The organism is Pseudomonas nitroreducens TX1, assembly GCF_000313755.1.
GTDB classification, from domain to species: Bacteria; Pseudomonadota; Gammaproteobacteria; order Pseudomonadales; family Pseudomonadaceae; genus Pseudomonas; species Pseudomonas nitroreducens_A.
Map to the genome: position 1 here is coordinate 53047 of NZ_AMZB01000137.1, position 22843 is coordinate 75889.

Consider the following 22843-nt stretch of genomic DNA (forward strand, 5'->3'; position numbering starts at 1 on the left):
TGATTAACCTTGATTAATTCGAGACCATCCACCCAATCGCCCCAATGGCGATGAGGACGATCCCGGCAATGAACCGACACCAGGCAACGATTACGTCGTCAGTGCGGTGCGAGTAGATGTATGAGGTGATGCCGAGGATGAGGAAGATGGCGATGATGAGCTTGTTCATCTTCTTCCCTCGCTCTAGTCGTAACTGCGTATCGCGTCATGGATAGCGTGCTCACCCATGCGGAGCGCGCCAATCACCTGGAGGTCATCTGACTTAGGGCCGAACCCGAAGGTATCGACAATGCCATCCTTGCTGATCAGGACAAGGCAGCCAGTCTCGTATGGGCCAAGCTCACCTTTCTCCATGTCTTCAATGATGCTGCGAAGCGCTTGGAGGCAGTCTTTATAGGGTTCTTGCTTGAACTCAACTACCTTCATTGCCCCACCTTCTTCCCTACGAACTTGTTCACGTAGTCGCGGAACTTCTCGACGCCCAGGAATCCGACCATGCCGCCGATGAAGGTGGCGAGTGATTCAGGCAGCTTCAGCCACGCCAGCAGCGATGCGAGTGTCAGCGTGCCCAACCCACAGAGAGCTCCCTCAAGTGCCATCTGCTTCCAGCCACCCTTGTCGTAGATGACTCTGAGCACTGCTACTACAGCAGAGAGGCCGAAGGCGTAGAGCTGGGCCGAGTGCTCGGTAGCCCAGCCACTAATGGCCGCCCACAGGCTTGGGTCCTGATCCATTTTCATGGCTCCGGTTCCTGGCCTTGCGGGCCGCTGTTGAATAAAACGCCGGCCTGTTCAACCGGCAGAGGGCGCTTACTCAGCGCTGGGGAACTGTCCGAGCACAGCCATAGGCAGAAAGCGCATGTGCTTCCTGGCGTATGGGTAGTCATCGGGATGGATCAGGATTCGCTCAAGACGGACTCCCCTTCGCTGCGCTTCTAGAATCCAGCGCGAGATGCGAAGGTCGAGGTCCATCGATACTCCAGAAATGAAAAAGCCCAGCGCTTTGGCTGGGCTAAAAATAGGTGGCGGGCCAGATGCGTGCTGCACAGGAGATCGTTGCACGCCCACGCCCTAAATCGACTCACTTGAATCGGCTTAGGATTGATCTCCCTGGTTGCCAGTTATTCCCCGCCAGGGGCAACTCCGCGCGACCTTTCGGTTTCGTCCATTTGGACTCATCAGGCGCGGCAAACAAAAAGCCCCAGCACACGTCCAGGGCTCTGAGCGGTAAAACCGCAATTTGACTGAAATCCTACATCTGGCGGATTCCACTTGCAAGCACTTTATGCAGCCTCTGCATACGAGTCGAGAGAGCTATCCAGCCACCAGAACCCTACAGACACCAATTCTTCTGCCTTGTTGTGGTGAATCCCCATCAGTCGTCCAAGTTGCCGGTATGTCATTCCTGCATAACGGTAGTAGTTCCAGAGTGCCTCAGCGGCCTTCGGGTAGCGCATGTAAAGCCGGCAGATGTACCGGTCAATAAGCATGGCCACCTCCTCCAGGATGTCTGGCGTCGGCTCACTGCTGACCTGGATGTTGTCCTTCATCAGGGCCCATTGAGGGGAAACGTAGCGCGGCATGCCTGCCTGTACTCGCAACCAGATGCCGTACTGCTGGAGAAGGTATGCGGTGTCGAGTGACTGTTTCATGCTGCTTCACCTTTGAGCATATCCGGATTCACGGTGTGTCGCGCGACTTCGCCGTGTTCCTTGTGGAGCACGATGCACTTCATGTTCTGCCGCGAACGCCAGCCCCCTGAGTGCGCGTAGCTGTCGCCAGGTGCCAGCGTGTTGAACGACTCGACGACGCACCCTGGGTATTCCTTCTTGCTCTCGTGGTGGATGTGGCCTGTGTACCAGTAGCGGTGGCGAGTCTCTCCCCACTCCTGTGCGCGGTCGGTGGCCATGATCCCAGGGAGCTTGTCCGCCTTGCTGGTGTGGCCATGGTGCATACCGATCAACGTCTTGCCCCAGCGGTAGTAGCTGAACACGCTGGGCGACGTTTCCACCGTGACGCGAGGTTCTTTGCTGTAGAGGTGGGCGAACAGCCGGCTGAGCCATACAGCGCCAGTCTCGTCGTGGTTGCCGATCACATGGACCAGGTGCACGCTCTCGTGCTTCTCCAGCGCCGATTCGACAACCTGGCGCATAGCGAGGATCAGCACGTCTACCATCTTGGCGTAGCGACTATCGGCGTCCAGGTGATGGCCTGACCGTGGAGTTACAGCGATCATCGAGTCATAGTGGGCCGCATCTCCGAGGTTGATGATCAGGGCCTGACGGGTAGCAGGTGCAGACTCAACCAGCGCAGCCATGGCGCCGCAGTGGACACGCTCAGCGATATCCAGATCCCAATCCTTGCCGCATTCCTCGCCCCAGATGTATTCGCCAAAATGGGGATCACCGATTGGGTAAGCGGTCAGCAGGTGGTCCACATACTCACCCTTTGCCTTGCGCGGCACGACTACCGGAAGCTCCTTCACTGCAGCCTTGCAAGATGCCTCGAACAGCTCACGCTGGCGGTCTTCGTCGATGCTGGACTTCACCCATTGGCCGGCCGGATTGCCTTCCTTGTTGTAGTAGGTGCTGACTCCCTTGACCTTGTAGCCGTCCGGCACGGTATGGATCATGTCGTGCTCTGGGCTCCAGCCTTTGCGAGCCAACGATGCGCGGCGACGCTCAATGCTGCGCGCTGTCACTCCTAGGTGCTTGGCAGCCTGGCGGTTGCTCATGGTTCCGAGCGCCTTGATCAACTGCTCATCAGTGAACTTGGCAACCATTAGGCTTGCTCCTGTCGCTGGATACGGTCTTGGAGGGAGTCGTGCGGGAAGGTCTGCATGGAGTCGAGGGCCTCAGCCTTGAGGGCCGAGTAGGCTATGCCGTCCTCTGCGCTGTCCTGGTGGAATCGGCCAGGGTTCTGCCACTGGCGTACGTCCTTGAGCACCTGCATCAGCAGCCAGCCCTCGGCCTCGCTCAGGTGGTGCCCGGTTATCGCATTGAAGGCCTTCACGGCGCGGCCCATGGAGCGCTCACCTTCCGGCTTATCGTACTCTTTGCCCCGCTCGAGCATGAGCGCCTGAGCGCGCCCCAAGTAGTCGGCTGCCAGCATCACATTCCCTCCCTAACCAGCTGAAAGAAGTCTTCCGGCTCTATGGCTGCCCATGATTTGCAGCGCTGCCAGGAATCGTTGAGGTCGGCCAGATCGACGTAGATTGTCCAGCCGCGGCGGTTGACCTTGACTGCTAAGACTGGCTTGGCACTTGCGCGAGTGGCTTGGTCTAGGGTCTGAGCCCACATGGCGAGCAGTTCGGCGCGGCATGGGACACAGACGCGAGCCTTGATCTCCGGCGCCCACCCCGGAAGCCCGTCAAGGTCATGCCCACCTGCCCTGCTCTGCTCAAGGTTGCGCTCGACCTTGATGCCCAGGTTGTCGAAGCACAGGCCGGCGAACTCCCGTTCCACCCTGGCGCCCTTGGCGCGGGAGTTGGTCACTTTACCTTCCTCAATTCTTCCCATTTGTAGGAGAACTCAGCGCCGTTCTTGCACTTCACCGAAGAGTCTTCATTACGACCCTCTTCGATATATTCCCATCCACCATTCGAAGCGCAGGATGATTGAGCGAATGCAACCGACTGCGGGTAGATACGTGGCTCAGCGTTGTACCAAACAAGGCCTGCCATCATCCCGACAAGCGCCATAAGGCAAAAGAAGTCACTGCCATCTCTCATGCCGGCTCCTCCGGTTCGAACTTCACCTGATCGAAATCGAGATCAGCCATGATCCGGTGGAGGATGCAGAGCATCTGGTCGCGCATCAGCTCACGATCAACACCGGAGTTCCATGCCGCATGGATGGCGCCATAGACGTTCTCCTGGAACTCTGCACGAGCCCCAATAAGGGCCTCATACCGGTCGCCGCGCTTCTTCATGGGGACTACGTTGTCGTCGCTCATGCTCAACCTCGCTTAACTTCCAACGGAAGCACATTGATGGCGTTGCAGTAGGGGCAAGCCAGCCCCGGGTTGTTCATCATGGGGATACGCTTCGTAAACGTGCCGCTGCACTGTCCACAGGTAACCGTGAACTTAGGGCCGCTGCCGAACATCTGGGCGATGCTCATGTTCCAGCCGCGGAAATCTATGGGTGTTACGCGTATAGGTGCGCTCATTCCTGCGTCCTCGTTTTCCGAGATGCCATGTCTTCGAGCCAGTTGAGTTCGTGGGGCTGGATGAGCCAGGCCCAGGCTTTCACGCCTTTGCTTTTAGAAAGGCTGGCTCCCTTGGGTGAGTCCCTGTAGCCGCCGTGAATAAGTACCTTCCCGTTCTTCCAAAGGATCAGCATCCCGGCCTGAAGCTTCTCCGGCGCCCCTTCGTTCCACTGGACTTGGCGGATGTTGCTCATTCGTCATCTCCCAATCTGCTCAGAAAGCAGCGCCAGAAGTAGTTGAAATGGCCGCGACGGGAAAAGAGCGTGTAGCCAGCCTTCTGGCGCATGCTCATGCTTCTCCGCATTGAAAGCCGTTCGCGTGGAGTCATACCCCCTCCTTCGCATCGATCAGGCCCATGCGGGCGTACTCTGCGGTCTGCTGCTTCACGTACTGTTCGAGGATCATGCGCAGTCCCTCTCGGCCAGGATTTCCATGCACTCTTCCAGCAGCTCGAGCTGGGTGCCGTACTTCTCTTCGAATCGTCTTTTCCATGGGTGTACTGCGATGAGTCCGGGCGCTCCGGTGCCGTCCTGATGGTGGCCGGCGCAGAGCGGAAGCACATTCATGTGCGCGTCTGGCTTCGTGCGCCCGTCGATGTGGTGGATGCTGACGTGCATGTTGCGGATGCCATCCTTGCGGCAGGCGATGCAGCCGACCTCGGATGCCATGCGGTCGTGGATGTGCTTCTCGTAGCGAATGGGAGTGCGGCCTTTCATGCGGCCTCCTGCATCATCAGCGGCCAACCCTGCTCGGCGGCCCAGGCTTCGATACGGGTCATGTAGGTGGCGAACTCGTCGACGCTCAGCTTCGTGGTGCTGATTCCGCGCAGTTCGGTCGAGCCGTCTGGCAATTTCACGTCCTCGCAGCCGATGAACCAGCGCTTGAACTGCTCGTGCCACACCTGATCGTCAAACTGGCGGTTGTCGACCCAAGCGACGGCGGCCAGCTCGCGCAGGAGTGACCAGTACCGCTTGTTCTGCTCGATGGAGCGCTTCGACTTGAGCGGACGGATCACCAGCTCGTAGCCGGTTCCGTCCTTCTGCATGAGCTGCTTGCAGAGTTCGAAGGCGTTGCGGAATGCCAGCTTCAGGCCAACTGCGCCTTGGATGCGAAAGGTGCGGTCAGCCACGGCACTTACCCCTCTTCAAGAAGGAAAGCGCTACCAGCAAGATCACGATCCCATCGCAGATCAGCTCAGCCTCCGATTGAGGGTGGGCATTCCAGCCGAAGTAGCGGTTCTCCATGAACCAGAAGTAGACAGCCAGGAACCAGATCCAGAAGTTCATTTCCGCACCTCACTGATCTCTTGGCAGTCAACACAGCGGCGCACACCCGGCACGGCCTCACGCCGCAGCAGGTGAATCTCCTCACCGCAGTCCTCGCAGTGAGTAGCGCTCTGCCCTACGTACTGCACGCGACCAAAGAGACGGTCTGCTAGCTCCTGCTCGGCGTAGTCGTTTGCAAGATCTACGATGTCCATTCAGGCAACTCCTATGACTGCAGCCAGAGCGATGCAGATGCATGCGCCGATGAGGTTTCCGCGGTTCAGGGACAGCCATCCGAAGAAGGCTGTGATGGCGATGATGGTGAGGTCAGGCATTGCCCACCTCCATCGGGACGAGCCAAGACTTGCTGCTGGATGGCGAGTACAGGGTTCCGCCATCCTTGCGAACGAAGCGGCGAACCTCGCTGCCGAACTTCGCGTGCAGCAGGCCGGGAGATGATTTGACGATCTTGGCCGGCACCAGTCCGCGCGCTCCCATGTCGATGTTCACGCGGTCGCCAACGGTCAGGCTGTCGAGGAATTCTCGGCGAGTCATTTCGATACCCTCGCGCTATCCCAGTCGAACACCAGAGCGATGCCGCCGTTCTCGCGCAGGCGGTCCACGCAGCGCTCACCCAGCGCAGTGCCAAGCTCATTCGGCATCAGGTTGGAAACGATGATGGTCGGCAGCAGCTCCTGGTAGCGCCCGTCGATGACGTTGAACAGGGTGGCCAACTCAAACTCAGTCGGCTTGGTAGCACCCACCTCGTCGATGATCAGCAGCGACGGCGAGCACAGCGCCTCCAAGGCGTCCATCTCGTTGTACTCAGAGTTCTTGTCGAAGCTGCTCTTGATCAACTGCAGGATGGTGCTGACGGTGCGATAGGCTGCAGTGACGCTACGGCTGTTGCAGACAACGTGGCCGGCAATGGCGTTGGCCAGATGGGTCTTACCAGTCCCCGGCTTGCCCAGCAGGAGCAGGCAGCGGCCTTCCTGGGCATTCGCTTCGAAGTTCTCAGCGTACTCGCGGCAGACCTTCAGGGCCTTCTTCTGGCCAGCGTTGGAGGCAACGTAGGTGTCGAAGCTGCGGCCCTGGAATCGTGCGGGGATCAGCACACCCGCCAGACGCTTCTCCATCATGGCGCGTTCCTGCTTACGCCACATCTCGGCCTGCTCTTCGCGGTCCTTCTCGGCACGAGCCTCAGCCGAGCAGTCAGGGCAGCCACCAGGGACATCAGAACCCTTGCGGAAGATCGCAGCGTACTCACCGTGCTTGTCACACTTCGCCGGAGACTTCGACACGATGCCGAAGCGGCGCTCAAGGTCACAGACCTCAAGGTTCAGGGCGTTAGAAGCCATAGGTGCCATCCTCCCGCTCGATCAGGCCAGCGGTGTAGTCGCGCTTGTCGAAGCCGTGGTGACGGCTGGGCAGGTGGTGGACGTTGCCAGCCGGAGCGCGCTCCTTGCGGAACCAGTTGCGCCACGTGGCAAACCAGTCCGCCTTACGGCTGTTCTGCCCGGTCGCCGCATGCCAGTAATCAGCAAAGCTTTCAGCGATTCGGCGAACACTCTGCTCAGTGAACTCAGGGCGATCAGCCAACGCCCAATCAATCCACTCCTGCGGCAGCGACCAATCAGCAGGAAGGCGAGCACCGCGAGCATCGCTCTTGGTTCCCTTTTGGTTCTCTGATGGTTCTCTTACGGTTATGGGGGCACCTGGTGCCGGGGTCCCCTGCACGTCGTGCCGGGGTGGGGTGCAGGAAATGCCGGGGTGGTCGGCATCTGGTGCAGGGGTGCATGAGCTGCCGGGGGCATATGCTGCCGGGGTCAGGACGTAGTAAGTGGAGCGTCCGGTGCGCTGATGACACTCGACGATGCGGGAATCTTCCAGCGTGCGGATGGCATTACGAACAGCACGCTCGGAAAGGCAGGTACGCTCGGCGATAGTCGCGACTGCTGGCCAGCAAACACCCTGATCGTTGGCGTTGTCAGCAAGCGAGATAAGCACTGCTTTCTGAGCACAACTGAGGCCCTGAATAGGCCAGCACTGGGACATGAGGACTGTGCTCATTACTTCCTCCATCCGCAGGGGTAGATTGTCTGAATACCCATCTGATATGATTCCTCTCGATATCGTTGTTGAAGAAGCCGGGCCGCAATCCCGGCTTTTTTACGTCTGGAATCCGGACTTTTGAGTCCCTCTCCCCGCCCTATTCAGTCTTCCGTCGAAACGGCTGAACCGTTCCTGGCATTGTTCGCGGACGTGTTCTCTTAACGATCGTTTCCTGAATCCCCTGCTTGGCTGCCTGCGCTGGCGTTAGCCCTAGCCGTTCAGCAAGTTCCCGCAAAAACTCTTGATCCTGATCGTCGAGAAGGTCCGGCAATGCCAATTCTTGTTTGGCAGTCATAGGCCCTCGTTACGGCCTTCAGGCCGCGGCGATATTCCGGGTAAGCTCTTCTCGCTTTTCGTCGATCCAGGACTTCAGGATTTCGCGTGCAAGGACAGCTTTCTGGGTGCGATGGATGATCGCGAGGTTCTCCAGAAACAGTTCGTACTCATCGTCGAGCCGCACCTTTGTCTCGTTGCGGTTCTTGTGTTTGGGGTCTGCGTACATGCGGGATTTCTCCTATGCGGCCAGGGGGTAGATGTCAGGGCGAAGCTCATGGCGGGAGACGCCAGTAGCCTTTTCGATTTCGAGGACTCGCTCGGCAGGCACACGACCAGAGGCACACATCTTCTGCACTGCCTGCGGAGTGACCTGGAGGATGCGAGCCAGAGCGGACTGACCGCCTGCGGCCTGCACAGCTCTGCGGATTGCTAGCTCTTCCATGTTCACCTCAAAGTTACAGTTACAACTATAGGTTATCTCATGGATGCGACCTCTACAACCCATATTCACAGTGCAAGCTACAACTTGCAGCTGCATGATTTGGGTATGAACACGATTGGAAAGCGCATAGCGCTGAAACGAGAGCAGGCCGGCTTGAACCAGTCAGAGCTGGCACGCCGCCTTAAGCTGACCCCTCAATCCGTCCAGAAATGGGAGGCTGAGGAATCCATTCCGCGCGGACGCCGCCTGGAAGAGATCGCCGCCGCCCTTTCCACGACCACGGCATATCTAGTTGCTGGCATAGAAGGCGTGGTGCACGCACCGGAGCCAAATGCGCAGGACCTGGAGCCGGTATCGGTCTGGGACGACAGCACACCACTAGATGACGATGAGGTATCCGTGCCGTTCCTCAAGGAAGTTGAGCTATCTGCAGGAAGCGGGAGAACAGCTGTACAGCAGTCATCTACGAAGCGACTTAGGTTCGGCAAGTACACCCTGAAGAACCAGGGCGTAGATCCCGAGGCGGCGCGTTGTGTTTGCGTCAGCGGGAACAGCATGGAGCCTGTACTACGGAACGGCTCTACCGTGGCCATCGATACGTCAAACACACGGGTTGTGGACGGTGACATGTACGCCATCAGCCATGGCGGGCAGCTTCGCGTGAAGCAACTCTACAGGCTGCCAGGTGGCGGACTCCGCGTACGCAGTTTCAACAGAGATGAGCATCCCGACGAGGAATACAGCAACGCCCAAATTCGGGATCAGGAAATCGAGATCCTTGGCCGGGTGTTCTGGTCAGGCGGCTTTCACTGACAAGGAGGTTCTATGAGCTTCACTATTGGCATTCTCGCAGCCCTTATCGTTTACGCCCTGTACCAGGTCCAGGAGCTTCAGAAGCAACTTCGCTCCGCTCACGGCAAGCTCGATACTCTTTACGCGGCGATCAAGACGAATGAAGACTCCATCGCCGATGTCGCTGTACTGGCCGATGAAATTGCAAGAAGCCTGCGCAGGGAATGACCTCTGTAAGACCGAAACCCGCCACATGGCGGGTTTTTTACGCCCAAAAATCCAACTTTAAGTTACTGATTTCTATGAACAACAACCTTTATGCGGAATTTTTACAACCAAAACCCTTGCGCACTGTAACTTTGGGTTGTAGATTTACCCCAACGCAACCGGAAACGGTTGAGGCCCTGAAAAGGCACACACGGCTGGTAAAGCCACCAGCTAGCACGGAGTCAGCAAAATGACTCCCCGGCCCCGACGAGGGATCGACCGGCTCTGGAAGACAGAGAACCGCTCTTTAACAGACACGAAAGACGCCGCGCGAGACGCCAGATTGCTGAGCGCGGCGGGAAACACCGAATCGAATTAGCGCGCCGAGCTTCGGCTGAAGGCGCGCCGGACCTCATGCACCCTGCCCCATCACTCGGGCGCCTGCTCTGTAGCGTGCATGTTGTATGGACCTTTGATCCGCAGCGGAGAGAGCTGATTGACGCTGCGGGGAGGAAGAGCGAGCCCAACCACCGAGAACCCATAACCTGCAATCAGCAGCGGGAGCGGGCATCGCCAGGGATGAGTCCTGGATGACAGCCGGGAATAGACCGGCACCCGATTTCACTGGCTGGCCCTTCACCGAGGGCCAGACGGGAAGTCAACTAGGAGAAATACCATGAACAACCGCAGCAAGTTCCATTTCCGCGAAGCCCATGCAGCCATTCGCAGGGCACGCCAATTCAAGCTTTCAGGATGTAGAAGCTTCTTCGAACGCGCAGTTCATGAGGCGTGCATGCACCGAGCAAACGCGATCCACGCTATGGGTGAATAAATGATTATTTCTCAGATGCCCTTCGCAAGAGGGGCATCGAGGAAGTCGAACCTTGGAGTCATGAGGGGAGCGTCCGGCTGACGTGCGACGGCAGGTGGAAACCCCAGCGGTAAACCCATAGGCGCCCATTGTCACGACTTGGGCCTAGCGGCCGCTCCCCCATGGCTCCGCAAGCAGGAGAAAGAAATGGAAAAGAACATTCCGGCGTTTCCGATTCCAGGGCAAACGTACGCCTTCCCCGAGGGTTCATTCACTGAAAATACGAACTACGGCATGACCCTGCGCGACTACTTCGCGGCGAAGGCCTTGCAAGGAATGTTGGCAAATGGCGACTGGGTAGATCGGATGGCAACCCGGTCAGGTTTGGAAGCTGATGTTTGTGCGTCGAAAGCTGCTTACGAAGTAGCCGACGCCATGCTCGCAGCCCGCGACGCCTAACGCGCCCTTGCGCATACACACACTGGAGGCGAGATGAGCAATTGGAGAAAGACCGCAGACGGCAATCTTCCGATTGATACCGACCTGCTCGGAAAGTGGAAGAACGGCCACATAGAAGATGTTCGCTTCCACGATGATGGCGAAGACTTCACCTATCACTCGCTGTATGACGGCGAGTCGTTCGATGAACTTCCAGAGTTCTGGATGCCGATTCCAGACTGACTCCCCGGCAAGGACGCCACCCTTCAATGGGGATGATGCGCAGGCCTGCCAAGGCAGCTGCAAGCGCTGCGTAACCAGCTCTTGTGGTCTCCTACTGCGCGCCGGTCTAGCGAGCCGGCCATCCCCACCCTACCCCTCATTAGCCCGGCAAGTCCGGGCATTTTTTCGCCTGTATGACGACAGCGAGACAGGACGCTGCCGCATGCACGCGACCACGAGGTCATAGACATGAACGCAATCCAGCATCACCGGCTAGAGGAGAGCTGCCTCGCTCAGAGCGAATGGCTCACCGAGCAGGTAGGCGAGCTCCTCAAGGGCAACGACGCAGACAACGTCCTGTTCTTCACCAAGACCATGCCGAACTGGAAGCAAGGCTTCGCCGACTCGGTAATGGAACTGCTCGGCGAGATCGGCGGCCGTGAGTGCCCAGTCGTGCAGATCCTCATCGCCTTGGAGCAGAACAACTCCGAACTGGCATCTGCCATCTACCACAGCCGCATCCGCGAGCACGTTGTTCAGCTCGCCAAGCAATGCATCCAGGAGAGCGCAGCATGAAGTACTACGTCGAACTGACCTACCCGAAGGCATCCAGGCTTCCGGTCTACGGTCTGACTCTTGAGGCCGCGAGCAAGTCCATAGCTATCAACGAGGCAACTGTTCAAGCAGCGCGCGAAGGCTGGCGTGGATCGCCGAAGAAAGTCACAGCGCGCCAGGTGCAGGAGGCGGCATGAGCGAGTGGATCAAGTGCAGCGACAGACTGCCGGAGTACCAAGAAGACGTAATCGTCCTAATGCCTGGAGGCTACATCGCAGCAGCATATGTGTCGTGGCTTCATTCCAACGGGAATGCTGATTGGGCTCCAGCCAATGTGCATTCAACCTATGACGGAATCGGAAGGGTTGTTCTGGACGATGTTCCAACGCACTGGATGCCTTCCCCTGAGCTGCCCACGGAGGAGTCGTGATGGTATACATCGCCCCGACCTTCCCCGCCCTAATCCAAGCCCTGAGAAATCAGGGCTTTTCGTATCTGGAGTTCAGGAGATCGCCGTTTAAGTGCAATGGGTGGTGGGTCTGCTGTGTGGAGGTGCCGAAATGAACCGCGAGTACTTCACCGCCGTATTCAAGATCACCGATCAGGCCAAGTTCATGGAGCTGGCAAAGCAGATCACCACGAGCATGGCTGAACAATCCGACCTGAGCGGCGCTGTAATCACTGGCGCAGGCTGGTGCGACGAGATGACAGCCGCTGACAACATGCGCGCTTGGCTGGACAACCGCGGCGAGGACACGGAGTCCATCGAGCGAGGTGAGGCATGAACCAAATCATCATCCCCGGCTGGCTCACCATCCTGATCCTGATGATCCGCGCGGCGAAGGTCATGGACCTGCAAGCCGGATGGTCTGCGGAACAGCCAGCCTACCCCATCACGCACCCAAGCTCGGTGGGCCGGTAATCCGGATATCCGAGCCAACGCCAGCGTGCGGTGCGTTGCATAGAGCTAACACACGCAATGGCGGCCTGGAGCTACAAACCGGCTCGTACAGCGGCATCCGGCCTGGGTGACGCCATCGACTGGCGCGCGTTAAGCGCCTTTCCCTTCTACCTGGAGAACGATATGAGCGACGTAGTGAAGTTCCCGATTGAGGCCGAGATGAAGGTCGTGATCACCAACGGCGAGAGCTTCGGCGTCGCCACCATCGGACTTGGGTACGGGGGATTCCCTACCGAAAAGGAGGTTCAGGAGCGAATCCAGCGATTCGAGAGGGAAGAACTAGCTGGACTGCAAGGCTATCGACTGGCGACAGCACCTGAGCTTTGGGACTACGCCTGCCTTGAGAAGGCGGGACAGACCTTCGCCACTCCGGCCGCATATCGCGAATTCGCGCCAATCGACGCCTAACCCATTCCTTCACTGGCTGCGCATGCGCGGCGAGGTATTACCATGTCCACGGCACTAGCCCCTCTTCTGAACAAGTTCGCCACCCGCTACGAGATGGGCACAACGCCCGAAGAGGTGGCTAGCACTCTCAAGCAGACCTGTTTCAAAGGTCAGGTCAATGACGCTCAGATGGTCGCGCTGCTGATCGTGGCAGACCAGTACAAGCTGAACCCCTTCACCAAGGAGCTCTACGCCTTCCCCGACAAGAACAACGGCATCGTGCCGGTTGTTGGGGTGGACGGCTGGGCCAGGATCATCAACGAGAACCCGCAGTTCGACGGCATGGAGTTCGCGATGGACCCGCAGGGCACCGAATGCACCTGCAAGATTTACCGGAAGGACCGCAGCCACGCCATCAGCGCAACCGAATACATGGCCGAGTGCAAGCGCAACACTCAGCCTTGGCAGTCGCACCCGCGCCGCATGCTGCGGCACAAATCGATGATCCAGTGCGCCCGCTTGGCGTTCGGCTTCGCAGGAATCTACGACCAGGACGAGGCAGAGCGGATTGTTGAGCGCGACGTCACGCCGTCTGAGCAGTACGAGGACATCAGCGAGGCAATATGCCTGATCAAGGCATCACCAACGATGGAGGACCTGCAGACTGCGTTCAGCGACGCCTGGAAGGCATACAAGACCAAGGGCGCCCGCGACCAACTTACTGTCGCCAAAGACCAGCGGAAGAAAGAGCTTCTGGATGCACCGATTGAAGGCGAGATTGTGGAGGCCGGCGATGATCGAGCAGCGTAGTGATGAATGGTTCGCACAGCGCCTTGGGCGCGTGACGGCTAGCAAGGTCAAGGATGTGATGGCAAAGGGGCGCAGCGGCGCCCATTCTGCTACCCGGCAGAACTACATGATGCAGCTCTTGTGCGAACGCCTGACCGGCAAGCGCGAAGAGAGCTTCACCAGTGCCGCCATGCAGCGCGGCTCCGACTTGGAGCCCATTGCACGCTCTGCCTACGAGTTTTATGCCGGCGTCATGACGGTTGAGACTGGCCTGATCCTTCATCCAGAGATCGATGGCTTCGGTGCATCGCCGGATAGCTTGGTAGGTGCGAATGGCCTCCTCGAGATAAAGGTCCCCAACACCGCAACCCACATCTACACGATGCAGTCAGGCAAGCACGACTCCACCTACGAATGGCAAATGCTCGCACAGATGGCCTGCAGTGGCCGAGAGTGGGTCGACTTCGTGTCCTTCGACGACCGCCTTCCAGAGGAACTGCAGTACGTCTGCTTCCGCTACCACAGGGACGAGGCGCGCATCCGCGAGATGGAGGCCGAGGTGAAGGCGTTCCTGGATGAGCTGGCAGCGCTTGAGGCTGACATGCGCGGGAGGATGGCGGCGTGAAAGCAATAACATCCCGACCAACCAAGGTCTGTACTGCATGCGGGTCAGACTTCTATCGACACCCGAAGGACTCAGAGTCCCAATGGGCCTCTCGCTCTTATTGCTCAATTTCCTGCAAAAACAGATCGCATGAGTCGACCCCAATCCACCTAAGGTTCTGGGCGCACGTCGATAGAAAGGCCGACGACGATTGCTGGGAATGGACAGGTTCAAAGGATGGGCATGGGTACGGGACCCTGAGCGCAGGAGGAGGAAGGCCGCCACAAAAGGCTCACCGAATCGCATTTGAAATGGCGCACGGCCCAATACCTGCCGGCCTAGTTGTTAGGCACAAGTGCGACAACCCAGGTTGTGTAAACCCGAACCATCTGGAGGTGGGAACCCAAAAGGACAATTCAGCCGACATGGTCGCAAGAGGCCGTCTCAACCCAATTTCTCTATTGAATCTAAGGCCTGGCGTCTCCGGTCGCCGTGGCGCAGGACCAAAATCTGCAGGAGAACTTCATGGCCAGAGGAGTTAACAAAGTCATTCTCGTAGGCAACTGCGGAGATGACCCGTCCGTTCGTTACATGCCCAACGGCAACGCGGTGACCAACGTTACCCTGGCCACCAGCGAAAGCTGGAAGGACAAGCAGACCGGCCAGCAGCAGGAGCGTACCGAGTGGCACCGCGTGGTGTTCTTCGGTCGCCTGGCGGAAATCGTCGCCGAGTACGTTCGCAAGGGCTCGCAAATCTATGTCGAAGGCAGCCTACGCACCCGAGAGTGGGAGAAAGACGGCGTGAAACGCTACACCACCGAAATCGTGGTTGACGTGAACGGCAATATGCAGCTGCTGGGCGGCAAGCCTTCTGGTGACAGCCAACAGCAGCCGCGGCAACAGCGCCCGCAACAGGCGCCACAGTCCCAGCAATCCGCGCCGCCTGACAGCTTCGACGATGACATCCCGTTCATCCGCCTGCATCCCCTGGCGGGCGCATGACATCAATCTGGCGTGATTAGAGGGAGCCTCCATGGCTCCCTTTCTTTTTGAGGTGTGCCATGGAAACAGACTTCCCCGAGATTGAAGAACGGTTCGCGGCTGATGCGTGGCGCGAGCCGGTTTACGTAGAGCACCGGATTACGCATGAGGATTTGCAGGCGGCGACTGAGGCTTGGCTGAAGGAAGGCAACGAGATAACCACAGTCGAATCTGGTCTTCAAACGGCGACCAAATCTGAGTTCAACGGACGCATCGTAGGAGGCTCTGATGCTGCACAGAAAGCAGCTGAGAACCAGAACGAAGCCGCCCGGGACAAGCAGTCGAAACGCAGCAAGAAGGATATGCAGGTCTGCGAGGCTCTGGTTGAGCTTCTCCCCGAGAAGCTGGGGCGCGCAGCGTTCGCAAAACGCCTTGGAATCAAGGATTCAGTGCTTCAGAGAATCCTGCGCACTTACTTCCCCAAAGACTCCCGCTTCGACTACCTGCGCCCAGTGCAACGGAAGATCGGCCCGATGAAGACGCTGGAAGAAGCCTTCTGGATTCTCGCCAAGGGCCGCATAGCCATCGTGGACGGCGTGAGCATGAAGCGCTGCTCGCTCTGCAAACAGGCAAAGCCCGTTACGGAGTTCTTCATGGACGGCAGCAAGGCATCTGGTTTCGCGAGCCGCTGCACTGCTTGCGAGAAGGCGATCTATGGGATGCACGATGGCATTCGAACTCGCATCGACCAACACGAGAGGGCAGCAGCATGAAAGGCCTCGACAAGTCCAAAGCACAACGCCAGATCGAGTCGATCACCAGCCAGTCGTTCGACGACATTTTCGAATCCGCTCGCCGGCAAGCCGAGGCAGACGCCCTGCTCCGCCGCTGCAAACACATGACCGGCCAGCTCAGCACCATCGGCGGCCAGCAACTCAGCGAAGACATCTGCGAGTACTTCAGGAAGTACGGCGCGCAAAGGGAGGCAGCATGAACCGCGAAGACGTAGCCAAGGATCTTGCCGTGGAGAACAACGAGGTGCTGCGAAAGAGAGTCTTCGCAGCCGAAGCTCTGCTTGCCGAGTGGGAAGCGACTTTCGGCGAGCCTGCGAAAAGCGGGAATCTCGGCCAGGTTACTCGGGACTTCCTCGCCTCGCAGCAGGGGGAGGCAACTGCGGCAGAAAGTGCCCAAGTTCACCCCGAGCAGGCAGAGGGCGCGCATGGGGAGCGGGAGCGCTTCCGCGCCAACTACAAGCACCTGGACCTGAGCGAGAAGCCTGATGCCTGGGGCCGTACTCAGTTCCTGCATTCGCATGTTGAAGCGCTCTGGCAGGGATGGAGTCACCGCGCCGCCCTGGCGCAACCATCCCCGACCTGCTCGGCCTGTCACGGCTCGGAGATGGTCTTCACCGACAAACTCGACCATAACGGTAATCACATTGAGGTCGATTGTCCTGATTGCGCGCAACCCTCCCCGGCGCCGGAGCTGGTCCACTGCGCGTGTGGAGATGCATTCCCGGTTAACAGCTATGGCGCTGGCTTCATGGATGCGAACAACGGCGTCTGCCAAAACTGCGATGCGGCAACGGTCGCCCAGGCTGGGCAGGTGCCGGAGGAAGTGCGCCGCGCGGCTATGGAACTGGTGGCGTACAGCGAGGGCTCTCGCTCGCATCAGATCGTCAGATGTTCTGCCACGCTTCGAGATTGGCTCGCCGCCGCGCCGGCGCAGGGAGGGTCTGCCGATGATTCCAGCAATGACTGATCCGATGGGGCGGCACTGGCGCCAGCCCGACCGCTCCCAAATCCTTCTGGACGACACGCACGCAGTGATGGATCAGCGGGCGTTCGGGCAGTTGGCCGAGTACTCAACCAGCACACCGTCCGGCGTTTATCCAGGAAAGATGTGGAAGTGCCAGTGCCGCGGCGGCGAGTGGGTGCTCCGCTGGTTCGGCGAGGTGAAAGGTAGGCCGGACCTCTGCTCCAACAATCAGCGAGAAATCCTGCTGTGCGAAGCGCCGCCGGCGCAGGGAGGTGAGTGATGCCCGACTACAAAGCCGCATTCGAGGCTGCATCGCTCGACCTAAGCACGATCATGTCCGCGCTCGGCTTCGTCAGCTATCCGGGGATAGACCCGATGCTTCGGGCGATCACCAACCTGACCCTCGCGAAGGCTGAGGCCCAGGCGCTCAGGGAGCAACTGGAAGCCCTGCGCGCAATGGTGGTGGTGTTCCCCGATTTCGACAACGACGTGATCATCGATACCTTCAGGCGGAATGGATTCAGGATTGAGTTGGGCGAGACCTATTCCGTTAAAGGCCAGATCGCTCAGTTGTTGAATGCGCTTGGCGAACTGGCGCGCCTCAACGGCAAGGCGGTGAGCGAGGGGCTGTTGCGGCGGATCGTGGAAGAGCAGCCCGCAATGCAGGACATCGGCGAGATGTTCAATTGGCAGTACGCGCGCGATCAGGCAATGGCAGAACTGCGCGCCCTGCTCGGCGAGGTGAATGAGCATGAGTGATCTGATCTGCAGAAAGACCATGATGCGCTGTCAGACTCCCGGAATGTGCGCTCCGTATGGCGGATGCCGGACTGAAGTGGCCATCCCCGACGACCAGGTGCTGGTGCCGAGGGAGTGGCTGTCTGCGCTAATCGGTGAGATTTCGCACGGCTGGGGTGAGTCGTTCGAAGAGAGCGAAATCGCCGAGCAGATTCGCACCCTCCTCTACCCCTAACCCTTCCCCTTAACCGCACACCCGTATGGGAGGCATTCGCATGTCCAAATTTCGTCCATGCCCAGCATGTCGAGGCTATGACCTTGAGCGGCGCTGGTGCCACGTTTGCGATGGCCGAGGCGTTGTTGACGTCGAGGCTCAACAGAAGGAGCGCGCAGAGATGGTGAAGTTGCTGCGCGAAGCCGGCATTGAAGTGAGGGACTGACCGTGAATGACGATAACGACGAGTTCGCAAACTGGTGGCGCGCACCCGAGCAAGAAGAACTCCGCAAGTCCTGCGCTATGGGCTGGGGCAGATACATCTGGCAAGCCTGCCGCGCGGCTCTGAAGGTGGAGCTGCCGGATGTTCCAGACTTCGTCATCAGCGCAGAAGAGTCACTGGATATGGAGCCTGAAGTCTACGAGTCGCTTGAATCCATCCACTGCGCAGAGGTTGCAATGCTGCACCGCTGCAAGAGAGCCCTCCAGCAAGCCGGAATAGAGGTTTCACCATGACTGTACACTTCAAGCTTGTCTGCTGTACCTGCGGGAAATCCACAGCCTGCGAAGCTGACGGGCATCCATCGTTCGCCTTTGAGGTCTGCATGATGGCGAATCAGGTCGGGATGATCGGATTCCTTGATCCGGATAACGGCCGCGGCCTCGTCTTCTGCTCCAAGGACTGCCTCGACTTCCAGCGAACCAAGTCTGGCCGGCTTCGTCGGCGTCTGCTCAAGAAGGAGGCTGCCTAATGGACCTCACCAAGCTGAAGGAGCTGGCGGAGCGGGCTACGCCGGGTCGTAACTTCGACAGGCTGCCGTCTGCTGGTGGCGGCCTCAAGTACACCTGCACGGGCGATGATGGATCGCTAGTACTGCGGGTTGACCACAAGAACGACCTGTTTGGATTCATCGGTCCAAAGGGCGAAGAGGACGAAGCGTTCTTCTTGGCCTGCACGCCGCAAGCAGTTCTTGAGCTGATTTCCGAGGTGGAGCGGCTGCGCAACCGGCTGGAGATCGACGAAAGAACGCCTTATGACGGCATTGCCTGTCGTGACGAGACGATCAAAGGACTGGACGAGAAGTGTGACCGGCTCAAGGCAGAGGTGGAGCGGCTGCGCGGACAGGTAGATCACCTGATCAACCAGCATATGCCGCGTGAGCCTATCCCTGACATGCCAGGCTGGACCCGAGTGATCGACGCGGACCGGCTCAAGGCGGAGAACGCGGCGCTGCGCAAGGACGCCGAGCGGTATCGGTGGCTGCGTGATCTTCCTGACGGCTCTCCATACGAAGAGATCGGGAACTACCCCGGCTGCTTCTGGGATGAAGAGATTGATAGAGGAATGGCAGACGCAGCCCTGGAAGGAGGCGGGAATGACCAAGCAGCGCGCTAAGGGCTATGCCCAGGCTAAGCGGCAGCATGAAGCAGGAATGCCGATTGCGCTCCTCTACACCGGATTCCGCGCGATGCCGATTTCTGAGTTCAAGGTCGGCGCACTGGAGTACGTGAACGAGCAATTGGAAGGAGGCGGGAGATGAGCGAGTGGCTTCCGATAGACAGTGCGCCAACAGACTCCGACGGCATAGATCTGTTTGGATGGATCGATTATGACCTTCTGGAAATGCGACTGACTGATTGCGAGTTCATTGATGGTGTATGGCACTACTTCCGCTGCGGGGAAATGGTGTCCATTGACACCATAGGCTTCCATCCAACCCACTGGATGCCCATTCCCGCACCGCCCAAGTAATCAAATGCCCGTCAAATACGCGGCCAGCGCCACGCCTGCGTTAGCGCTGGTTCATCAAGAACCAGTCAAATAACCCCACTCACACCTCCGCACTGCGGATAGATGAGGTATTGCTATGAGCGCAGCAGAACAACTGCTCGACGAGTTCGACAAGGTGACAGAAAAGAGGATGGCCGAGCTGCTCGGAACGACTGCTCGAGCCCTGCAGAGAAAGCGCGACCGCAAGATCATCCCCACATGGGTTTGGGCGAAGATAGACGGCCGAATCATCTACAGTAAAAGGAGGTATGACGAGTGGCTAGAAAGCCTCTGGACCTGCCGACCGGCGTCGAAGTCATCGGCCAATCAGTCCGAATTCGCTTCCAGTGGGGAAAGCGCAGGCGTTGCGAAACGCTTGCCTACCCACCGACCCAGAAAGGAATCGCAGCGGCAGCAGCTCTACGTACTCAGGTAGTTCAGTACGCCAAGATGGGCGTGTTGACCCATGAGAAGTATCTTGAGTTCTTCCCTTCATCCCGCGCGCACCTTCCTTCCACTGCCTGCCCCACCTTCTTTGAATACGCCCAGGAATGGCTCGACTCGTTAGAAGTTGTCGACGCCACTCGCAAAGGCTATCGAATCTCCCTTCAGCGCTACTGGATCCCCCACCTGGCACAACTGCCAATGGACCAGATCCCAGCGACCATGATTCGCCGGATCGTCGCAACGACGAAATGGCCATCACCAAGCCGCAGAAAGAATGTCGTCCGCGTAGTGACCTGCCTGTTCAAGCAGGCCATGAAGGAAGAGGTCGTTCAACGTGACCCAACGATATCCGTCCCAGTGGCAAAGGTTCCAAAGCGGGAACTGGATCCATTCACGCAGGAAGAAGCAGACCTGATCATCGCCAAGCTCTATGAGGTGGCGACAGGTATGCAGCAAATCTACGCCTGCCTGTTCGAGTTCCTGTTCTACACAGGGATGCGCCCGGGCGAGGCAATGGCGCTGCGCTGGGACGAGGTGGACACACGCGCCAGGAAGGCAAAGGTCTGCCGGATCCAGCTCCGCGGCAAGATCATCGAGCGCACCAAAACGAAGACCGTTCGTGAAGTTCTATTGAACGAACGCGCTCTGCATGCCATCGAACAAGCTAGGCCGTTGACTGCGGCGAGATCGGATTACGTGTTTGCTACAAGCCTGACGGCGGATCGATCCGACCTTTACATCAAGTCGGAGACTGGCCCGAAGCGCTATTGGCGCACCGCCCTGCGGAAGCTCGGCATGCGTCAGCGCAGAACGTACGACACTCGCCACACGTACGCGACGATGTGTTTGATGGCTGGAATGAACCCCGCCTTCATCGCCTCGCAGCTCGGCCACAGCGTGCCGGTTCTGCTTTCGACCTACGCCAAATGGCTCAACTCGACATCCGACTGGAGCGAGATGGAAAAGCTGAAAACTGGTACGAATTTGGTACGGAGGAAATCTAAGGAGGACTGAGGCCCTGATTTTACTGGGCCCACAGCGCTATGTGCGGAATAGCAGGAGAACTACGTTTCGATAACCAGGCTGCGGACCTTGCCGCAGTCGAACGCATCACTCATCACCTCGCCCCACGAGGCCCCGATGCCTGGGGCTTTCACAGCGAAGGGCCCGTCGCCCTGGGGCACCGGCGCCTGAAGATCATGGACCTGGCCGAAGCTTCCGGTCAGCCGATGATCGACACCTCGCTGGGCCTGTCGCTGGTGTTCAACGGGGCAATCTACAACTACCCCGAACTGCGCAGCGAGCTGGAAGCGCTGGGATACCGCTTCTTTTCCGGTGGCGACACCGAAGTACTCCTGAAGGGATACCACGCCTGGGGTGAACAACTATTGCCACGCCTCAATGGCATGTTCGCGTTTGCCATCTGGGAGCGCGACAAACGGCGCCTGTTCATCGCCCGCGACCGCCTCGGCATCAAGCCGCTGTACCTGTCGCAGACCGGCCAGCGCCTGCGCTTCGCCTCCAGCCTGCCGGCCCTGCTCAAGGGCGGTGACATCGACCCGGCGCTGGACCCGGTGGCGCTCAACCACTACCTGAACTTCCATGCCGTGGTGCCCGCGCCGCGTACCCTCCTGGCGAAGGTGCAAAAGCTGCCGCCGGCGACCTGGATGGCCATCGATGCCCAAGGCCACGTCGAGCGCCAGCGCTGGTGGAACCTGGAATACGGACCGCTGCCGGACGAACGCGAACTGACCCTGGATGACTGGGAAGACCGCCTGCTGAGCAGCCTGCGCGACGCCGTGAGCGTCCGCCAGCGCGCCGCGCGCGAGGTCGGCGTGCTGCTCTCCGGCGGCGTCGATTCGAGCCTGCTGGTCGGCCTGCTGCACGAAGCCGGGGTCGAGGACCTGCTGACCTTCTCCATCGGCTTCGAGGATGCGGGCGGCGAGCGCGGCGACGAGTTCCAATACTCAGACCTGATCGCCAGGCGCTACGGTACCCGCCACCACCAGTTGCGCATCGACGAAAACGAAGTCATTTCGCAGTTGCCGGCGGCCTTCCGCGCCATGAGCGAACCCATGGTCAGCCACGACTGCATCGCCTTTTACCTGCTCTCGCGGGAAGTCTCGAAGCACTGCAAGGTGGTGCAGAGCGGCCAGGGCGCCGACGAGCTGTTCGCCGGCTATCACTGGTACCCGAAAGTAGCCGGTGCGAAGGACCCGCTGCTGGCCTACCGCGCGGCCTTCTTCGACCGCAGCCACGGCGAGTACCTGGACACCGTCCGCGAAGCGATGCGGGTGGAGGACGTGGCCAGCGAATTCGTTCGCGAGCACTTTGCCCAATCCGGCGCGGAAGACCCGGTAGACAAGGCGCTGCGCCTGGACAGCACCATCATGCTGGTGGATGACCCGGTCAAGCGCGTGGACAACATGACCATGGCCTGGGGCCTGGAGGCTCGCGTGCCGTTCCTCGACTACCGCGTGGCAGAGCTGTCGGCGCGCATTCCGGCGCGCTTCAAGCTCGGCGATGGCGGCAAGCAGGTACTCAAGGCCGCGGCGCGCAAGGTGATCCCCAGCGAGGTCATCGATCGGCCCAAGGGCTATTTCCCGGTACCGGGCCTCAAACACCTGCAAGGCAATACCCGCGCCTGGGTCAGCGAACTGCTGATGGACCCGAGCCAGGACCGCGGGCTGTTCGAGCCGGCAATGTTCGACCGCCTGCTCAGCGACCCCGCCACCGACCTCACCCCACTGCGCGGCTCCAAGTTGTGGCAGCTGGCCGCCCTCAACCTCTGGCTGACGGAACAAGGCCTCTAGAGCCCGGCGGCGTCGGGTACGACGCCGCCATTCCTTCAGCCCAGGACAGATGC

48 protein-coding genes are annotated in these 22843 nt (G+C 59.2%); 28 read left to right on the forward strand and 20 right to left on the reverse strand.

Annotated features, from left to right (window positions below):
* Nucleotides 1–13: 13 nt before the first annotated feature.
* The 20 genes from C167_RS34695 to C167_RS0129815 all read right to left on the reverse strand — a co-directional run bounded on the left by C167_RS34695 (nucleotide 14) and on the right by C167_RS0129815 (nucleotide 8398).
* A complete protein-coding gene (locus C167_RS34695) occupies nucleotides 14–169 on the reverse strand; it encodes a hypothetical protein (protein WP_017521958.1) in 156 nt (51 codons plus the stop codon).
* 14 nt (nucleotides 170–183) lie between these two features.
* Nucleotides 184–426: a hypothetical protein gene (locus C167_RS0129700; RefSeq protein ID WP_017521959.1), complete on the reverse strand. Its 243-nt coding sequence runs from the start codon at nucleotides 424–426 to the stop codon at nucleotides 184–186.
* Complete coding sequence (locus C167_RS0129705) at nucleotides 423–740, reverse strand: phage holin, lambda family (RefSeq protein ID WP_017521960.1); 318 nt, start codon at nucleotides 738–740, stop codon at nucleotides 423–425. The genes C167_RS0129700 and C167_RS0129705 overlap by 4 nt, the downstream gene beginning before the upstream one ends.
* 542 nt (nucleotides 741–1282) lie before the next feature.
* Complete coding sequence (locus C167_RS0129715) at nucleotides 1283–1651, reverse strand: hypothetical protein (protein WP_017521962.1); 369 nt, start codon at nucleotides 1649–1651, stop codon at nucleotides 1283–1285.
* Nucleotides 1648–2781 (reverse strand): hypothetical protein, encoded by a 1134-nt coding sequence (locus C167_RS0129720; RefSeq protein WP_017521963.1) that lies wholly within the window; start codon nucleotides 2779–2781, stop codon nucleotides 1648–1650. The genes C167_RS0129715 and C167_RS0129720 overlap by 4 nt, the downstream gene beginning before the upstream one ends.
* Nucleotides 2781–3110: a hypothetical protein gene (locus tag C167_RS0129725; RefSeq protein ID WP_017521964.1), complete on the reverse strand. Its 330-nt coding sequence runs from the start codon at nucleotides 3108–3110 to the stop codon at nucleotides 2781–2783. Before C167_RS0129725 ends, C167_RS0129720 begins: the two co-directional genes overlap by 1 nt.
* A complete protein-coding gene (locus tag C167_RS0129730; RefSeq protein ID WP_017521965.1) occupies nucleotides 3110–3493 on the reverse strand; it encodes a hypothetical protein in 384 nt (127 codons plus the stop codon). Before C167_RS0129730 ends, C167_RS0129725 begins: the two co-directional genes overlap by 1 nt.
* The gene (locus C167_RS0129735) at nucleotides 3490–3729 is read right to left on the reverse strand and encodes a hypothetical protein (protein WP_017521966.1); all 240 of its coding nucleotides are present in this window, start codon (nucleotides 3727–3729) and stop codon (nucleotides 3490–3492) included. The genes C167_RS0129730 and C167_RS0129735 overlap by 4 nt, the downstream gene beginning before the upstream one ends.
* Entirely contained in the window at nucleotides 3726–3953 is a 228-nt protein-coding gene (locus C167_RS0129740) for a hypothetical protein (protein WP_017521967.1), read from the reverse strand. The genes C167_RS0129735 and C167_RS0129740 overlap by 4 nt, the downstream gene beginning before the upstream one ends.
* Nucleotides 3954–4164: 211 nt before the next feature.
* On the reverse strand, nucleotides 4165–4401 hold the full coding sequence (locus tag C167_RS0129750) for a hypothetical protein (RefSeq protein WP_017521969.1): 237 nt from the start codon (nucleotides 4399–4401) through the stop codon (nucleotides 4165–4167).
* Between the two features lie 207 nt (nucleotides 4402–4608).
* The gene (locus tag C167_RS0129765; RefSeq protein WP_017521971.1) at nucleotides 4609–4923 is read right to left on the reverse strand and encodes a Ref family recombination enhancement nuclease; all 315 of its coding nucleotides are present in this window, start codon (nucleotides 4921–4923) and stop codon (nucleotides 4609–4611) included.
* Nucleotides 4920–5336, reverse strand: a complete 417-nt coding sequence (locus C167_RS0129770) for a recombination protein NinB (protein WP_017521972.1) — start codon at nucleotides 5334–5336, stop codon at nucleotides 4920–4922. The genes C167_RS0129765 and C167_RS0129770 overlap by 4 nt, the downstream gene beginning before the upstream one ends.
* On the reverse strand, nucleotides 5329–5493 hold the full coding sequence (locus tag C167_RS34700; RefSeq protein ID WP_017521973.1) for a hypothetical protein: 165 nt from the start codon (nucleotides 5491–5493) through the stop codon (nucleotides 5329–5331). Before C167_RS34700 ends, C167_RS0129770 begins: the two co-directional genes overlap by 8 nt.
* Nucleotides 5490–5687 carry a TraR/DksA family transcriptional regulator gene (locus C167_RS0129780; RefSeq protein ID WP_017521974.1) on the reverse strand — a complete coding sequence of 66 codons (198 nt, stop codon included), beginning with the start codon at nucleotides 5685–5687 and terminating at the stop codon, nucleotides 5490–5492. The genes C167_RS34700 and C167_RS0129780 overlap by 4 nt, the downstream gene beginning before the upstream one ends.
* 112 nt (nucleotides 5688–5799) lie before the next feature.
* Nucleotides 5800–6027 carry a hypothetical protein gene (locus tag C167_RS0129790; protein ID WP_017521976.1) on the reverse strand — a complete coding sequence of 76 codons (228 nt, stop codon included), beginning with the start codon at nucleotides 6025–6027 and terminating at the stop codon, nucleotides 5800–5802.
* Nucleotides 6024–6830, reverse strand: a complete 807-nt coding sequence (locus C167_RS0129795; protein WP_017521977.1) for an ATP-binding protein — start codon at nucleotides 6828–6830, stop codon at nucleotides 6024–6026. Before C167_RS0129795 ends, C167_RS0129790 begins: the two co-directional genes overlap by 4 nt.
* Nucleotides 6820–7542: a helix-turn-helix domain-containing protein gene (locus C167_RS34005; RefSeq protein WP_085988883.1), complete on the reverse strand. Its 723-nt coding sequence runs from the start codon at nucleotides 7540–7542 to the stop codon at nucleotides 6820–6822. The genes C167_RS0129795 and C167_RS34005 overlap by 11 nt, the downstream gene beginning before the upstream one ends.
* Before the next feature lie 139 nt (nucleotides 7543–7681).
* On the reverse strand, nucleotides 7682–7879 hold the full coding sequence (locus C167_RS34705; protein ID WP_026079362.1) for a hypothetical protein: 198 nt from the start codon (nucleotides 7877–7879) through the stop codon (nucleotides 7682–7684).
* Between the two features lie 18 nt (nucleotides 7880–7897).
* Entirely contained in the window at nucleotides 7898–8086 is a 189-nt protein-coding gene (locus tag C167_RS0129810) for a hypothetical protein (protein WP_017521979.1), read from the reverse strand.
* A gap of 12 nt (nucleotides 8087–8098) precedes the next feature.
* Nucleotides 8099–8398, reverse strand: a complete 300-nt coding sequence (locus C167_RS0129815) for a transcriptional regulator (protein ID WP_419146535.1) — start codon at nucleotides 8396–8398, stop codon at nucleotides 8099–8101.
* A 9-nt stretch (nucleotides 8399–8407) separates the two neighbouring features.
* Between C167_RS0129815 and C167_RS0129820 the strand changes: the two genes are divergently transcribed.
* The 28 genes from C167_RS0129820 to C167_RS0129980 all read left to right on the forward strand — a co-directional run bounded on the left by C167_RS0129820 (nucleotide 8408) and on the right by C167_RS0129980 (nucleotide 22790).
* A complete protein-coding gene (locus tag C167_RS0129820; protein ID WP_017521981.1) occupies nucleotides 8408–9115 on the forward strand; it encodes an XRE family transcriptional regulator in 708 nt (235 codons plus the stop codon).
* 12 nt (nucleotides 9116–9127) lie between these two features.
* Nucleotides 9128–9322, forward strand: a complete 195-nt coding sequence (locus C167_RS0129825; RefSeq protein WP_017521982.1) for a hypothetical protein — start codon at nucleotides 9128–9130, stop codon at nucleotides 9320–9322.
* Between the two features lie 655 nt (nucleotides 9323–9977).
* Nucleotides 9978–10133: a hypothetical protein gene (locus tag C167_RS34710; protein ID WP_157791884.1), complete on the forward strand. Its 156-nt coding sequence runs from the start codon at nucleotides 9978–9980 to the stop codon at nucleotides 10131–10133.
* 186 nt (nucleotides 10134–10319) lie between these two features.
* A complete protein-coding gene (locus C167_RS33080) occupies nucleotides 10320–10571 on the forward strand; it encodes a hypothetical protein (RefSeq protein ID WP_017521983.1) in 252 nt (83 codons plus the stop codon).
* Between the two features lie 33 nt (nucleotides 10572–10604).
* Entirely contained in the window at nucleotides 10605–10793 is a 189-nt protein-coding gene (locus C167_RS0129840) for a hypothetical protein (protein WP_017521984.1), read from the forward strand.
* Between the two features lie 228 nt (nucleotides 10794–11021).
* Entirely contained in the window at nucleotides 11022–11348 is a 327-nt protein-coding gene (locus C167_RS0129845) for a hypothetical protein (RefSeq protein ID WP_017521985.1), read from the forward strand.
* Nucleotides 11345–11524 (forward strand): hypothetical protein, encoded by a 180-nt coding sequence (locus C167_RS0129850; protein ID WP_017521986.1) that lies wholly within the window; start codon nucleotides 11345–11347, stop codon nucleotides 11522–11524. The genes C167_RS0129845 and C167_RS0129850 overlap by 4 nt, the downstream gene beginning before the upstream one ends.
* Nucleotides 11521–11757 (forward strand): DUF551 domain-containing protein, encoded by a 237-nt coding sequence (locus C167_RS0129855; protein ID WP_017521987.1) that lies wholly within the window; start codon nucleotides 11521–11523, stop codon nucleotides 11755–11757. The genes C167_RS0129850 and C167_RS0129855 overlap by 4 nt, the downstream gene beginning before the upstream one ends.
* Nucleotides 11758–11887: 130 nt before the next feature.
* Nucleotides 11888–12112: a hypothetical protein gene (locus C167_RS0129865; RefSeq protein WP_017521989.1), complete on the forward strand. Its 225-nt coding sequence runs from the start codon at nucleotides 11888–11890 to the stop codon at nucleotides 12110–12112.
* Complete coding sequence (locus C167_RS34715; protein ID WP_017521990.1) at nucleotides 12109–12249, forward strand: hypothetical protein; 141 nt, start codon at nucleotides 12109–12111, stop codon at nucleotides 12247–12249. The genes C167_RS0129865 and C167_RS34715 overlap by 4 nt, the downstream gene beginning before the upstream one ends.
* A gap of 57 nt (nucleotides 12250–12306) precedes the next feature.
* Nucleotides 12307–12696, forward strand: coding sequence for a hypothetical protein (locus tag C167_RS35240; RefSeq protein ID WP_017521991.1), 390 nt, complete (start codon nucleotides 12307–12309; stop codon nucleotides 12694–12696).
* Nucleotides 12697–12738: 42 nt separating this feature from the next.
* On the forward strand, nucleotides 12739–13485 hold the full coding sequence (bet, locus tag C167_RS0129880) for a phage recombination protein Bet (protein ID WP_017521992.1): 747 nt from the start codon (nucleotides 12739–12741) through the stop codon (nucleotides 13483–13485).
* A complete protein-coding gene (locus tag C167_RS0129885) occupies nucleotides 13469–14089 on the forward strand; it encodes a lambda exonuclease family protein (RefSeq protein ID WP_017521993.1) in 621 nt (206 codons plus the stop codon). The genes bet and C167_RS0129885 overlap by 17 nt, the downstream gene beginning before the upstream one ends.
* Nucleotides 14086–14610: an HNH endonuclease signature motif containing protein gene (locus tag C167_RS35530; protein ID WP_419146536.1), complete on the forward strand. Its 525-nt coding sequence runs from the start codon at nucleotides 14086–14088 to the stop codon at nucleotides 14608–14610. Before C167_RS0129885 ends, C167_RS35530 begins: the two co-directional genes overlap by 4 nt.
* Nucleotides 14594–15070: a single-stranded DNA-binding protein gene (ssb, locus tag C167_RS0129895; protein ID WP_017521994.1), complete on the forward strand. Its 477-nt coding sequence runs from the start codon at nucleotides 14594–14596 to the stop codon at nucleotides 15068–15070. The genes C167_RS35530 and ssb overlap by 17 nt, the downstream gene beginning before the upstream one ends.
* Nucleotides 15071–15129: 59 nt before the next feature.
* The gene (locus tag C167_RS0129900) at nucleotides 15130–15822 is read left to right on the forward strand and encodes a hypothetical protein (protein WP_017521995.1); all 693 of its coding nucleotides are present in this window, start codon (nucleotides 15130–15132) and stop codon (nucleotides 15820–15822) included.
* Nucleotides 15819–16043 (forward strand): hypothetical protein, encoded by a 225-nt coding sequence (locus C167_RS0129905; RefSeq protein ID WP_017521996.1) that lies wholly within the window; start codon nucleotides 15819–15821, stop codon nucleotides 16041–16043. The genes C167_RS0129900 and C167_RS0129905 overlap by 4 nt, the downstream gene beginning before the upstream one ends.
* Nucleotides 16040–16810, forward strand: a complete 771-nt coding sequence (locus tag C167_RS0129910) for a hypothetical protein (RefSeq protein ID WP_017521997.1) — start codon at nucleotides 16040–16042, stop codon at nucleotides 16808–16810. The genes C167_RS0129905 and C167_RS0129910 overlap by 4 nt, the downstream gene beginning before the upstream one ends.
* Nucleotides 16803–17087 (forward strand): hypothetical protein, encoded by a 285-nt coding sequence (locus C167_RS0129915; RefSeq protein ID WP_157791885.1) that lies wholly within the window; start codon nucleotides 16803–16805, stop codon nucleotides 17085–17087. Before C167_RS0129910 ends, C167_RS0129915 begins: the two co-directional genes overlap by 8 nt.
* The gene (locus tag C167_RS33090; protein WP_017521999.1) at nucleotides 17087–17566 is read left to right on the forward strand and encodes a hypothetical protein; all 480 of its coding nucleotides are present in this window, start codon (nucleotides 17087–17089) and stop codon (nucleotides 17564–17566) included. Before C167_RS0129915 ends, C167_RS33090 begins: the two co-directional genes overlap by 1 nt.
* Nucleotides 17559–17780 (forward strand): hypothetical protein, encoded by a 222-nt coding sequence (locus C167_RS0129930; protein ID WP_017522000.1) that lies wholly within the window; start codon nucleotides 17559–17561, stop codon nucleotides 17778–17780. The genes C167_RS33090 and C167_RS0129930 overlap by 8 nt, the downstream gene beginning before the upstream one ends.
* 207 nt (nucleotides 17781–17987) lie before the next feature.
* Nucleotides 17988–18275, forward strand: a complete 288-nt coding sequence (locus tag C167_RS33095) for a hypothetical protein (RefSeq protein ID WP_081596740.1) — start codon at nucleotides 17988–17990, stop codon at nucleotides 18273–18275.
* Complete coding sequence (locus C167_RS0129950) at nucleotides 18272–18511, forward strand: hypothetical protein (RefSeq protein WP_017522003.1); 240 nt, start codon at nucleotides 18272–18274, stop codon at nucleotides 18509–18511. The genes C167_RS33095 and C167_RS0129950 overlap by 4 nt, the downstream gene beginning before the upstream one ends.
* A complete protein-coding gene (locus C167_RS33100) occupies nucleotides 18511–19155 on the forward strand; it encodes a hypothetical protein (RefSeq protein WP_017522004.1) in 645 nt (214 codons plus the stop codon). Before C167_RS0129950 ends, C167_RS33100 begins: the two co-directional genes overlap by 1 nt.
* Nucleotides 19136–19300 (forward strand): hypothetical protein, encoded by a 165-nt coding sequence (locus tag C167_RS34720; protein WP_017522005.1) that lies wholly within the window; start codon nucleotides 19136–19138, stop codon nucleotides 19298–19300. The genes C167_RS33100 and C167_RS34720 overlap by 20 nt, the downstream gene beginning before the upstream one ends.
* Entirely contained in the window at nucleotides 19297–19512 is a 216-nt protein-coding gene (locus C167_RS0129965; protein WP_017522006.1) for a DUF551 domain-containing protein, read from the forward strand. The genes C167_RS34720 and C167_RS0129965 overlap by 4 nt, the downstream gene beginning before the upstream one ends.
* A 294-nt stretch (nucleotides 19513–19806) precedes the next feature.
* The gene (locus C167_RS0129975; protein ID WP_026079364.1) at nucleotides 19807–20991 is read left to right on the forward strand and encodes a site-specific integrase; all 1185 of its coding nucleotides are present in this window, start codon (nucleotides 19807–19809) and stop codon (nucleotides 20989–20991) included.
* Nucleotides 20992–21020: 29 nt separating this feature from the next.
* Nucleotides 21021–22790 carry an N-acetylglutaminylglutamine amidotransferase gene (locus tag C167_RS0129980; protein ID WP_026079365.1) on the forward strand — a complete coding sequence of 590 codons (1770 nt, stop codon included), beginning with the start codon at nucleotides 21021–21023 and terminating at the stop codon, nucleotides 22788–22790.
* Nucleotides 22791–22843 lie beyond the last annotated feature (53 nt).